The sequence below is a fragment of the Mucilaginibacter sp. PAMB04168 genome (assembly GCF_039634365.2).
In the GTDB taxonomy this organism is placed as follows: Bacteria; Bacteroidota; Bacteroidia; order Sphingobacteriales; family Sphingobacteriaceae; genus Mucilaginibacter.
Window position 1 is genome coordinate 2,540,797 of sequence record NZ_CP155079.2, and the last position, 12,240, is coordinate 2,553,036.

10 protein-coding genes are annotated in these 12,240 nt (G+C 41.2%); 3 read left to right on the top strand and 7 right to left on the bottom strand.

Annotated features, from left to right (window positions below):
• Window positions 1-111: 111 nt before the first annotated feature.
• The 4 genes from ABDD94_RS10755 to ABDD94_RS10770 all read right to left on the bottom strand — a co-directional run bounded on the left by ABDD94_RS10755 (window position 112) and on the right by ABDD94_RS10770 (window position 5,936).
• Entirely contained in the window at window positions 112-1,431 is a 1,320-nt protein-coding gene (locus ABDD94_RS10755) for an NAD(P)/FAD-dependent oxidoreductase (protein ID WP_345947523.1), read from the bottom strand.
• Between the two features lie 100 nt (window positions 1,432-1,531).
• Window positions 1,532-4,507, bottom strand: coding sequence for a protein translocase subunit SecDF (gene secDF / locus ABDD94_RS10760; protein WP_345947522.1), 2,976 nt, complete (start codon window positions 4,505-4,507; stop codon window positions 1,532-1,534).
• A 110-nt stretch (window positions 4,508-4,617) separates the two neighbouring features.
• Window positions 4,618-5,106, bottom strand: coding sequence for a dihydrofolate reductase (locus tag ABDD94_RS10765; protein WP_345955875.1), 489 nt, complete (start codon window positions 5,104-5,106; stop codon window positions 4,618-4,620).
• Window positions 5,107-5,114: 8 nt separating this feature from the next.
• Entirely contained in the window at window positions 5,115-5,936 is an 822-nt protein-coding gene (locus ABDD94_RS10770; RefSeq protein WP_345955876.1) for a thymidylate synthase, read from the bottom strand.
• A gap of 112 nt (window positions 5,937-6,048) precedes the next feature.
• Between ABDD94_RS10770 and ispE the strand changes: the two genes are divergently transcribed.
• Window positions 6,049-6,852: a 4-(cytidine 5'-diphospho)-2-C-methyl-D-erythritol kinase gene (ispE, locus tag ABDD94_RS10775; protein WP_345955877.1), complete on the top strand. Its 804-nt coding sequence runs from the start codon at window positions 6,049-6,051 to the stop codon at window positions 6,850-6,852.
• Window positions 6,853-6,903: 51 nt separating this feature from the next.
• Here ispE and gap read toward each other — a convergent pair whose 3' ends face one another.
• A complete protein-coding gene (gap, locus tag ABDD94_RS10780) occupies window positions 6,904-7,899 on the bottom strand; it encodes a type I glyceraldehyde-3-phosphate dehydrogenase (protein WP_345947518.1) in 996 nt (331 codons plus the stop codon).
• A gap of 6 nt (window positions 7,900-7,905) precedes the next feature.
• The gene (locus ABDD94_RS10785) at window positions 7,906-8,754 is read right to left on the bottom strand and encodes a hypothetical protein (protein ID WP_345947517.1); all 849 of its coding nucleotides are present in this window, start codon (window positions 8,752-8,754) and stop codon (window positions 7,906-7,908) included.
• 260 nt (window positions 8,755-9,014) lie between these two features.
• Between ABDD94_RS10785 and ABDD94_RS10790 the strand changes: the two genes are divergently transcribed.
• Complete coding sequence (locus tag ABDD94_RS10790; RefSeq protein WP_345947516.1) at window positions 9,015-9,707, top strand: NUDIX domain-containing protein; 693 nt, start codon at window positions 9,015-9,017, stop codon at window positions 9,705-9,707.
• A gap of 63 nt (window positions 9,708-9,770) precedes the next feature.
• Here the strand turns inward: ABDD94_RS10790 and ABDD94_RS10795 are convergent, their stop codons facing one another.
• Window positions 9,771-10,631, bottom strand: a complete 861-nt coding sequence (locus tag ABDD94_RS10795) for an N-acetylglucosamine kinase (RefSeq protein WP_345947515.1) — start codon at window positions 10,629-10,631, stop codon at window positions 9,771-9,773.
• Window positions 10,632-10,897: 266 nt separating this feature from the next.
• Here ABDD94_RS10795 and ABDD94_RS10800 point away from each other — a divergent pair, with 266 nt between their 5' ends.
• Window positions 10,898-12,229 carry a nucleotide sugar dehydrogenase gene (locus tag ABDD94_RS10800; protein WP_345955878.1) on the top strand — a complete coding sequence of 444 codons (1,332 nt, stop codon included), beginning with the start codon at window positions 10,898-10,900 and terminating at the stop codon, window positions 12,227-12,229.
• Window positions 12,230-12,240 lie beyond the last annotated feature (11 nt).

The window sequence follows — 12,240 nt, forward strand, 5'->3', positions numbered from 1 at the left end:
GACGAAGTCCTACTCCTCTAATTGGAATGCCGTTAAATGATAAAAGGTTGGAAACGCAGGTTAGTAAAATTAACCTGCATTTCCAACCTTTCTTTTTTACTTAAATAGTCATTAGTCTGTTTTAGGCAGCTGTGCTGCGGCTGCAGCCTCCGGAGCAACCTCGCGTACGTAACGACGTATAATTAAGCGTGTGCCGCCATTGTAGGTAACATAGCTACCCAGCCAGTTGATGAAAGTGATAACTTTATTACGGAAGCCCAACAGTGATATCAAATGCACAAACATCCAAATTAACCATGCAAAAAAGCCGCTCAGTTTAATTTTACCTAAATCGGCAACTGCCTTATTGCGGCCAATGGTTGCCATTGATCCCAAGTCTTTATATTTGAATGGCTCGGTTGGTTCACCTTTAACCAAGTGCGACAAGTTCTCTGCCAGCTTTTTTCCCTGCTGAATGGCTACTTGCGCAACACCGGGGTGACCATTAGGTGTTGCTTCTGTTACCGAAGCACCTACGTCGCCAATGGCAAATACGTTGGTTGTACCTACCACACGGCAAATTTCATCGGTTTTGATGCGGTTGCCGCGCACCAGGTTCTCTTTAGCAATACCCTGTGGCACAACACCCATTACACCTGCCGACCATACTACGTTTTTGGTCCGTATAACCCGTCCGTCTTCAAATTTCAACTCCGTACCGTCATAGCTGGCAACCTTTACGTTAAGCAGTACTTCAACGCCCATCTTCTCTAAAAACTCCTGCGCTTTTTTTGAAGCCTCGTCAGACATTGGACCTAAAACCTTTGGTAAAAAGTCGACCAGATAAACTTTCATATCCTCTTTGCGCAGCTCCGGGTAATCCTTGCTTAATACATGATTACGTAATTCGGCAAAAGAACCGGCAAGTTCAACACCCGTTGGGCCCGCTCCAACCATTACAAAAGTAACGTATGGGTCGCGTTCCTCTTTAGTGGGAGCTATTACCGCTTGCTCCAAATTCTGTAAAAACATATACCGCAGGTTTAGCGCCTCAGGTATGGTCTTCATAGGCATGGCATAATGCTCAATGTCTTTATTGCCAAAAAAGTTGGTAGTCGATCCGGTGGCCATTACCAGGTAGTCATAAGCTATCTCGCCAATGGTCGTTTCAAGGTAGTTGTTCTCTGTATTTACTGCGGTAACCTCGGCAACCCTAAAACGCAGATTTTTTTGCCCCTCAAAGTTCTTTCTCAATGAAAAGGCTATAGCTTCACACTCCAGGCTTCCGGTAGCCACCTGGTATAACAGGGGAGGGAATGAGTGATAGTTATGCTTATCAAGTAATAATATTTCAACCGGCTCTTTAGCCAGGTGTTTGGCCAGCTCAATACCGCCGAAGCCACCGCCTACTATTACTACCAGTGGAAATTTTGTGTTTTGTTTTGCATCCATGTTCTTTAAACAATTTGCGTGTAAGGTTGATGTCTGTTTGTATAACAAAAAAGGCTTCAAATGTTCTTTGAAGCCTTTTATAAAAATTTATAATGAAATTTTAGTTGAGCTTCTTGCCGCCAAAATCGAGCATTACCGGTGTTGCCACACAAATGGATGAGTAGGTACCAAAGCACACACCCACCAATAAGGCAAACGAGAATCCGCGGATCACATCACCACCGAATATAAATAATACGATGAGCACAAAGATAACAGTTAAAGCAGTAATAATGGTACGGCTTAGTGTACTATTAATAGCCTGGTTAACTACTACAGCCGGATCATCGGTCTTGGCATGGTGCAGGTTAAGGAACTCGCGGATACGGTCAAACACAACCACAGTATCGTTAATGGAGTAACCTATTACAGTTAAGATAGCTGCAATAAATGCCTGATCTATATCCAATGCAAAAGGTAACACACCGTTGAACAGAGAGAAGAACGATAATACCAGCAACGCATCGTGTGCCGTAGCCACCATGGCGCCTAAACTGAACTGCCATCTGCGGAACCGGATTAAGATATAAGCGGATATAACGAGGATAGCAAAAATTACAGTCCATATCGCCGATGTTTTGATATCATTAGCGATAGTTGGCCCAACTTTTTGCGAGCTCATGATTTTAAAGGTAGGAGAAACCTGGCTTAAACCCTTACGCAGCGTGCTTTCAACTTTATTATCAGCAACCGTGGTGTTATCTTCTATCAGGTAGTTGGTAGTAATACGTACCTGGTTACCCGAACCGAAAGATTTAACTTCTGATTTACCTTTGCCCAGCGTGTTGTCGATAGCACTCCGAACATCTTGGGTAGTCAGCGTTTTATCGAAACGTACAACGTAACTGCGGCCACCCTGGAAATCTACGCCGTAGCTAAATCCACGTGTAAACATAGAGATTATACCGGCCAAAATAAATATACCTGAGAAAGCATAGAATCTGAAACGGTTTTTTACGAACGCATAGTTGGCACCCTTAAATAAGTTAGAGCTCCATGCATTCGAAAATTTAATATTCATGTCTTTATCCAGCATCCATTCAAATATTAAACGTGAGATTAACAAAGAACAGAACAATGATGTCAGGATACCGATCATCAAGGTAGTAGCAAAACCTTGTATTGGCCCTGTACCAAAAATGAATAGGATTAAACCGGTAAGGAAGCTACTGATTTGGGAATCGAGAATTGAAGACAAGGCATGTTTGTAACCATCTGCAATGGCTAAACGTTTAGATTTACCAGAAGCAAGTTCCTCTCTAACACGTTCATAAATAAGTACGTTAGCATCAACCGATATACCTAAAATTAACACGATACCGGCAATACCAGGTAACGTTAATACGGCATGTATGCTGGTTAATACACCCATCAGGAAGAAAACGTTTACAAACACTGCAATGTCGGCAACTACACCTGAGTTATTGTAATAAAGTATCATGAATAACAATACTACAATCAAACCAACACCACACGATACTAAACCGTTGTTGATCGCTTCCTGACCTAATGACGGACCAACGATATCTTCAGACACAATACGAGCAGGAGCAGGCAAACGACCAGCCTTTAATGCATTAGCTAAGTCTTTAGTTTCATCCTGAGTAAAGTTACCGCTGATTGAGGACTGGCCACCAGCAATCTCATTATCTACCCGTGGAGCAGATACCACGTTCTCGTCGAGTACAATGGCGATTGAGCGGTTATCATTAGGATCGGTAGGGTTACCGGCAGCTTCAGCAGTAGCACGTCTCCAGGTTTTAGCACCATCGGAGTTCATTGCCATAGAAACCTCGTAGCCCCCTTTAGTTTGATTTAAATCACTTTTGGCATCGGTAATAACTTCACCGCTTAAAACCGGACCATTTTCTGCACCTGAAAGCTTAATGGCGTATAAAGAAAGAGCCTTTGTGCCACCTTCGTTAGGTTTAGCTGCCCAAAGTAACTTCATGTTTCTTGGGATAACTGCCTTAACGTCTGGACTGTTTAAATATGAATTTACTTTAGCAGTATCTTTTATCAACGAGTAACCCACAACCGGACCAGGGTATGGCTGCATGCCGTTTGCACTTTGCCCTGCGTTAGGTTGTAGTATAGACAATAAAGGAAGTGTTTCTGTTAGCTGGCTTTTGTTTTTCAATGACGCAGCTGAAGTATCCTTAGCCGAGTTTTGCTTAACCTTGCTTAACAATGAACCACCTTTTTTAGCCGTATCGGCAACTGCTGTAGCTGCGGTTGCAGTAGTATCTTTTTTAGCTGTTGATTTGTTTTTGGCTGCTATTATACCGTTGATGTTGAACAGTAATTGTGCAACTTCAGTATTATCATATGTAGCATAAAACTCCAGTTTAGCTGAGCCTTGCAGCAATTTACGTACACGCTCTTTGCTGGATTCAGACACGCCTGGTAACTCAATTAAGATGCGGTTACCTGCTTGCTGCTGAATGTTAGGAGAGGTTACGCCAAATTTATCAATGCGGCTGCGCAGGATGTTAAATGATTGGGTAACGGCAGTGTTTGATTGCTCGCGTAAATAAGATTCAACCTGGCTGTTGCTGGCATCAAATTTTAAGTTGCTTTGGTTAGCCTGTGTAGAAAAAATAGGTGCTAACTTGCCGTTAGGACTAATCTTTTTATACTCGCGCATAAAAATATCGATGTAGTTTTCAGGGCTTGTTTTTGCAATTACATCTGCATTGTGCAAAGCCTGATTAAAGGTAACATCCGGATTATTGTTGGCCAACGTACGGATCAGCTCACTCAAAGAGATCTGCATGGTAACGTTCATACCGCCTTTTAGATCCAAACCTAAGGCCAGCTCATTGTTTTTACAATACTGATAGTCATGGCCAAACAGCGGATAAACCGGTTTATTTGAAATAGAATCTAAGTAAGCTTTTTCTTTTTCCGGGTTGCCTTTAGCATAAGCCCTGGCATCATCTTCTACCTTTTTGGTTACCCAGGTGAACGAAAGCTGGTACAAGCAAACAAGCGCCACTAATACAGCAAAAAATTTAATAACCCCTTTACCTTGCATGGTGTAGTCTATGTGTAAATTAATTTATAAGCTTTGAAAATAAGACGGCAAATCTAATAAAATTTCGTAAGGGAAAGACTTTAATTAAAACAAAATAAATGGCTGTGTTGTTAGCGCCGCTTTAAGGTGATGAAGGAGTAAGGAAGCGCATTTTTTTCATCGGCTTGATAATCTTCCCGACCTACTTCTTCCCATTCAGTCATATTTATTTCCGGAAAAAATGTATCGGCCTCAAACACTTGATGCACAATAGTTAAATTTAATATATCTGTTATAGGTATAGCCTGTTTATAAATTTCGGCACCGCCAACAATATGCAGCTCGGGTTCATTAGCACCTAACGCTATAGCTGCATCTAAAGAATTAACAACCTCACATCCCGGAATTTCAATATCTTGGCGGGTAATCACAATATTACGGCGCTTGGGCAATGGTTTACCAACCGAATCAAACGTTTTGCGCCCCATAATTACTGTGTGCCCGCTTGTAATATCCTTAAAGTGTTTCAAATCATTAGGCAAATGCCAAAGCAACTGATTGTTTTTTCCAATGGCGTTGTTCTCTGATATTGCAACCGTGATAATTATTTTAGGTTTCATAAATAGTTTTATACGGCTACTGCACCTTTAATATGCGGCCAGGGATTATAATTTTCTAACGTAAAATCTTCAAATTTAAAGTCAAAGATGTCCTTTACTTCAGGATTGATGTGCATAGTAGGTAATGGCCTGGGTTCGCGGCTAAGCTGCAGGTCAACCTGCTCCAAATGGTTGTTATAGATATGGGCATCGCCAAACGTATGTATAAAGTCGCCATAATCAAGGTCACAAACCTGGGCTACCATCATAGTAAGCAAGGCGTACGAAGCAATGTTAAACGGTACTCCTAAAAATATATCGGCACTGCGCTGGTACAACTGGCAAGACAATTTGCCCCGTGTTTCACCCTTTTTAATGTCGGCTGGCTCCACATAAAATTGAAACAAGCTATGGCAGGGTGGAAGCGCCATTTGGTCAACATCGGCCACGTTCCATGCCGATACCATAATGCGGCGCGAATCTGGATTAGTTTTCAGTGTTTTTACCACCTGGCTTATCTGGTCAATGTGCCGGCCATCGGGCGTAGGCCATGAGCGCCACTGGTAGCCATAAACTGGGCCAAGGTTGCCTTCGGCGTCGGCCCACTCATCCCAAATGCGTACGCCGTTCTCTTTTAAATATTTAATGTTGGTATCGCCACTTAAAAACCAAATAAGCTCGTGTATAATAGATTTAAGGTGCAGCTTTTTTGTAGTTACCAACGGAAAGCCATCCTTTAAATTAAAGCGCATTTGGTACCCAAAAACGCTGATGGTGCCTGTTCCGGTACGGTCGTGCTTTTGAGCGCCATTCTCCAACACATGGCGCATCAGGTCGAGATATTGTTTCATAATTTAAAAGCCGCGCAAAAACAACAATGTTTAAACGCTTGCGGTTACAAAGAAAATTAATCTATTTTGGCTTTCCTACTAATGTGCAAAATTCAACCGTATATCAACATTCATGATCGTATTCCCAAACGCTAAAATTAATATAGGGCTTCATATTACTGAGCGCCGCCCGGATGGATACCATAACTTAGAAACAGTTTTTTATCCACTGATGATAAAGGATGCGCTAGAAGTGATTGAAAGCAAGGAGCTTAATTTTCAGTCATCGGGCATTCCTATTCCGGGAAATAATGGCAGCAACCTGTGCCTTCAAGCTTACCGTTTAATAAATCGCGATTTTAATATGCCACCGGTAAGCATCCATTTGCATAAGCATATACCTATTGGCGCCGGTTTGGGCGGGGGCTCAGCTGATGCCGCTTTTTTTATTAAGGTGATGAATGAAACTTTTAATTTAAGCTTGAACGAAGATGATATGATGAACTATGCACGGCAGCTTGGTGCCGACTGTGCTTTTTTCATAAAAAACAAACCCGTTTATGCTTTTGAGAAGGGCGACCGTTTCGAACCGGTAAAACTGGACTTATCGGCGTACCACATAGTATTAGTTATGCCATCAGTACATGTATCTACGGCCGAGGCCTACGGTGGAATTAAACCGGCGGCACCTCAAGTGTCAGTGAGGGAGTTGATTCAGCAACCTATCAATGAATGGAAGCGCACCATAACAAACGATTTTGAAAATCACATATTTGAGGCCTACCCGGTCATCAGGCTGATTAAAGAAGTATTATACAATGCCGGAGCACTATACGCCAGTATGAGTGGGAGTGGAGCTTCAGTATTTGGGATATTTAATGAGATGCCTGACTTGAGTGTGCTTGAAGCGGATAACCAGGTATTTTATAATTTATAAAGCAAAAAAAAGCCAGACGATTTGCCTGGCTTTTTTGCTTTATATACACAATTATAATTTACCAAGTTCCTGAACTAGGTCAATCAATTTGTTTGAATAACCCCACTCGTTATCGTACCATGATACTACTTTAACAAAGTTTCCGTTCAGTGCAATACCGGCTTTAGCATCAAAGATTGATGTGCGTGCATCGCCTTTAAAGTCTTCGGATACTACTTCATCTTCAGTATAACCTAAAATGCCTTTTAATTCGCCTTCAGAAGCTTCTTTCATGGCAGCTTTAATGTCATCATAAGAAGTGTTTTCTCTTAACCGTACGGTTAAATCAACAACAGATACGTCGGCCACAGGCACACGGAAAGACATGCCGGTTAATTTGCCTTTAAGGGCAGGAATAACCAATGATACTGCTTTAGCAGCACCAGTTGATGAAGGGATGATGTTTTGATAAGCGCCACGGCCGCCTCTCCAGTCTTTTGCCGACGGGCCGTCAACTGTTTTCTGAGTGGCAGTAACCGCATGGATCGTGCTCATCAAGCCTTCTTCAATACCAAACTTATCATTTAATACCTTGGCAATTGGAGCCAGACAGTTTGTAGTACATGATGCGTTTGATACAATGTTTTGCTCAGCTTTAAGCTCTTTGTGGTTAACACCCATAACGAAAGTAGGCGTATCGTCTTTTGCCGGAGCTGACATCACCACTTTTTTAGCGCCAGCATCAAGGTGTTTCTGAGCTGATTCCTGAGTTAAGAATAAACCAGTTGATTCGATTATTACTTCAGCGCCAACTTCATTCCATTTCAAGTTAGCCGGATCTTTTTCGGCAGTTACACGAATGGTTTGACCATTTACTACCAGGTTACCATCTTTTACTTCGATAGTACCGTCAAACCTACCATGGGTTGAGTCATACTTAAGCATATAAGCCATATAGTCTGGTTCAACCAGGTCATTGATTCCTACTATCTCAATATCGGCTCTCTGTATAGCGGCCCTAAAAGCTAACCGACCAATACGGCCGAATCCGTTAATTCCTATTTTCATGTGTTTCTAATTTTTATTAGCGTAATAATTTAATAAATTGTTTATAGGTTCTTTTAAAATGTAAGCAATTTGAACGCCGGCTTTTGCCGCCGCTTGTTCTAACTGGGCTTTGAAACCGGCAGCCACCGATCCAGCAAAATGCACCTCAGCATCCGGGTATTGCTCTTTTAAAGGTAGCACATAGGTGTTTATCATGAGGTCAAAGCCCCTGGTAATGACGTTCTGAATATAACTATCGGTTTGGTTATCCACAAAGAAGTCGGCCATTGAACTTAGGTATAAAGCAGGCTGCCGCTGGTGATAAACTTTTTCCAAAAGCAGCCTTCGGTCTGCATCATAGCGCTTTATAAATTTTTTTCGCAAGTTTTCGGGCAAAGTTTCATTAAGGTATGCTTTAATGAGTTGTTTACCCAACCAATTACCCGAACCCTCATCAGCCAGGATATAGCCTAAACCGTAATTGTTGGGTTTAATCTTCTTGCCGTCGAACCAAGCTGAGTTGGTGCCGCTGCCACAGATACATACTATGCCGGGCTGGCTCTTGCAACAGGCTATAGCAGCACCTTGCATATCATGCTCAATAACCACGCGTGCATATTTAAAAAATGCGGAAAAGCTGTTATAAACCAGCTCTTGAAGCGGCTTGTTCAGCACACCAGCACCAAAAAAGTAAATGCGCTTAATTTGCTCGGCATGGTGTATAAGGTTAATATTCTTATTCAGCAGTTGCAGGATATGCTTTTCATCATTAAAAAACGGGTTTATACTGCCAGTTTTAAATGAGGCTACCGTTCGGCCTTTATCGGCTAAACGCCAATCAGCATAATTAGATCCACTGTATATTACTGCAAGCATGTAAATGAAGCACTTTGGCGCGCAAATATAATAACTTTGGTGGCTTATCAACCTAATATCTGCCAAGGTTTCGTGTAAAAATTACACCAACGTTTTATAACCGGTTTAAATTGCCTTTTGTTTACTAAAAATTTGCCACTCGTATCTGCATATTATCTAAAAAATGTATTATTGTTGCAGTTGCTAAATTGGAGTTAATTTTAGCTGAATAACAATTACCTTTATAACTTAAAGCTTTAATTTATTTAATACTGAAGGCCTTGGAAGAACAGTTGGTTAAATTTGAGTCCGAATTCTCGATCGATTGCGTGATATTTGGGTTTGAAGCCGGTGAATTGAAAATATTATTAATTGAGCGGAATGACGAACCGTTTAAAGATTGGTTAGCGCTTCCGGGTAACCTGGTACAAAATAATGAAGGAATTGAGGAGGCTGCTGAGCGCATACTGCATGAGCTAACCGGCCTGAACAACCTGCACATGGAGCAATTCCACACATTTGGAGATGTGAATCGTCACCCTCGTGGCCGTATTATAACGGTAGCTTATTATGCACTGATCAGGATTGACAGTCAGAAAGAACTTAGGCCGGGCCAATTGGCCAGAAAAGCACTATGGCATACCGTTAGCGATTTGCCCAAGTTGGCGTTTGACCATACCGAAATTTTTAAAACAGGTTTTAATAAGCTGCGTCGCCGGTTAAGCTATCAGCCTATTGCCTATGAGCTACTGCCCGAAAAATTTACTTTAACGCAATTGCAGCAATTGTATGAGGCTATCTTGAATAAAAAACTCGATAAGCGTAACTTTAGAAAAAAGATGTTAAGCTACGGATTTTTAAAGGAGCTGGATGAGAAGCAAAAAAACGTGTCGTTCAGGGCTGCAAAGCTATACAAGTTTGACAGACGCAAGTACAGTAAAATTTTTCAAAACGAGTTAGGGGTAGACATATAAGCGAATAATAAAAAGAAAGCGCCGATTTAATCGGCGCTTTCTTTTTATATGCTTGTCGGCAAACTATAATTGGCTGGGAGCAAGTTCAAGATGGAACTTAACCAAATTATCTATAGGTGAACGGATAATGTTACCCATCTTCATGCCGTTCTCTGTAACTACTTCTTCCAATACGTTCCTAAAATTATAGCCAACTGATCCGATACAGTTAAAACTATAGTTTTGGTAATTTGGATAGCGAGTAACCAAGTTGCGGAAAAAATCTTCAAATGATGTCTTTACCAAATTGCGCGTGTACTCCAAATGCACATTGTTATCATAAACAAATTTGCTGAAACCTGCACAAAAGCGGTTAGCAAGGGGTTGTGAGTACACCTGTTCGTTAACGTCGTCAGGTGTAAGATGATAGGTATCCCAAAAGTTTTTGCGTACCGCTTCAGGCATGTAACCTCTTAAATAGTCAATCAGCAATTTTTTGCCAATATAACATCCACTGCCTTCGTCTCCTAAAATATAGGCGCCCGAATCGATGTTGTGAGCGATAGTTTTACCGTCATAAATACATGTGTTGGTGCCAGTGCCTAATATTGCTGCAAATCCTTCTGTGTGGCCAAGCAATGCACGTGCAGCGGCCATCAAATCATGACCAATATTTACTTTAGCATTTACAAAAACTTTTTGCATAGCTCCCTGAACTACTTTACGTTTTTCTTCGGTAGAACACCCGGCACCGTAATAATTCACTTCGGTTAGAATGTCCTTTTGCAGGTCAGACGGCAGATTTGCGTTTAATGATTCGATTATGTACTCAGTACTTACAAAATAAGGGTTGTAGCCCTCTGTATTGAAATATACTTTTTTTCCTTCATCGTTCACCAAGCACCAGTTGGTTTTAGTTGAGCCGCCGTCAGCAATTAATTTCATAGGCTTTTTTAAAGTTAAGTTGGGGTTAAATGTAGGATTTACTTACTTTAAATAAAATAAATTTTGATGTAAAAAATACACTAACCTCATATTGTTAATGAGCAATCGATTGCGTTAGTGAAATTTACAATATATAAGTACTTCTTTTTAAAAGTTAATTTTTACACAATGCTAAGCTTGTTGCAGCTATCATACTGATGCCGGTATAAGTGTCATCAAATTAAATTTATATTTGCAAATTATCTACTCACTGCGTTACTAAAATAATGATTGATTACAAACTTGGCAACAGCGATGCAATGCCTGATCTGAGTAATACCTGCATTGCAATAATTGGCTTAGGCTACGTTGGCCTGCCACTTGCAGTTGAATTTGCCAAAAAATATCCGGTGTTTGGGTTCGATAAATCGCTATCCAGAATTGCAGAATTAAGCGCCGGGTTCGACCGGACTCATGAGATTACAGATTTAGAACTAAAAACTGTTATTACTGATGTAAACCCGGGCGTTGGTTTATCCCTAACATCAACGCCTGAGCATATTCAAAAATGTAACGTGTATGTTGTAGCTGTTCCGACACCAACCGACAGACATAATAGGCCAGACCTGGGCTTAATTAAATTGGCGAGCCAAACCGTTGGCAAGGTACTAAAGAAAGGAGATGTAGTTATCTACGAATCAACCGTATACCCAGGACTAACTGAAGAAATTTGTATTCCTATTTTAGAGGAAACTTCTGGCTTAACGTTTAATCAGAACTTTTACGCAGGTTACTCACCCGAGCGTATAAATCCGGGCGATAAAGTACACACTTTAACCAGTATTGTTAAAGTAACCTCAGGTTCAACCCCCGAAGTGGCCGATTATGTAGATGCACTATACAGGTCCATCATTAAAGCAGGCACACATAAGGCACCCAGTATTAAAGTTGCAGAAGCCTGCAAAGTAATCGAAAACTCACAACGTGATATAAACATTGCTTTTGTGAATGAAATAGCCAAGATATTTAACATTTTGAATATTGATACACAGGCCGTTTTAGAAGCAGCTGGCACCAAATGGAATTTTTTAAATTTTAAACCCGGATTGGTAGGAGGGCACTGTACCGGTGTTGACCCATATTACTTAGCGCAAAAAGCGCAGGAAGTGGGGTATCACCCTGAAATTATTTTAGCAGGTCGGCGCATTAACGACGGCATGGGAACCTATGTGGCCCAAGAGGTGATTAAGTTAATGATAAAGAATAACATTGGTGTTAAACAAGCTAGTATATTAGTGTTGGGATTTACATTTAAAGAGAACTGCCCGGATGTACGCAATACGCGTGTGGTAGATATTGTTAAGGTACTTCAAGAGTATGACACCAATTGCGAAGTGTATGATCCATGGGCCGACCCAGCAGAGGTAAAGCGTGATTATGGAATTACGACCTTTAATAAATTTAGCCAGCTAAGCGGCAAGTATGACGCTATTGTTCTGGCTGTTGCGCATAAAGAGCTTTTGTCATTAGATATCAATGCTTTAAAACGTCATCAGCATGCCGTTGTATATGATATTAAAAGTATCCTCCCGGCAAGCACAAGTTCTGGAAGGCTGTAAGCTATCCCTTA

What these genes read in the sequence shown, in the direction of transcription:
- ABDD94_RS10755 (WP_345947523.1), bottom strand. Translation starts at nt 1,431, where the DNA reads ATGGATGCAAAACAAAACACAAAATTTCCACTGGTAGTAATAGTAGGC.
- secDF (WP_345947522.1), bottom strand. Translation starts at nt 4,507, where the DNA reads ATGCAAGGTAAAGGGGTTATTAAATTTTTTGCTGTATTAGTGGCGCTT.
- ABDD94_RS10765 (WP_345955875.1), bottom strand. Translation starts at nt 5,106, where the DNA reads ATGAAACCTAAAATAATTATCACGGTTGCAATATCAGAGAACAACGCC.
- ABDD94_RS10770 (WP_345955876.1), bottom strand. Translation starts at nt 5,936, where the DNA reads ATGAAACAATATCTCGACCTGATGCGCCATGTGTTGGAGAATGGCGCT.
- ispE (WP_345955877.1), top strand. Translation starts at nt 6,049, where the DNA reads ATGATCGTATTCCCAAACGCTAAAATTAATATAGGGCTTCATATTACT.
- gap (WP_345947518.1), bottom strand. Translation starts at nt 7,899, where the DNA reads ATGAAAATAGGAATTAACGGATTCGGCCGTATTGGTCGGTTAGCTTTT.
- ABDD94_RS10785 (WP_345947517.1), bottom strand. Translation starts at nt 8,754, where the DNA reads ATGCTTGCAGTAATATACAGTGGATCTAATTATGCTGATTGGCGTTTA.
- ABDD94_RS10795 (WP_345947515.1), bottom strand. Translation starts at nt 10,631, where the DNA reads ATGAAATTAATTGCTGACGGCGGCTCAACTAAAACCAACTGGTGCTTG.
- ABDD94_RS10800 (WP_345955878.1), top strand. Translation starts at nt 10,898, where the DNA reads ATGATTGATTACAAACTTGGCAACAGCGATGCAATGCCTGATCTGAGT.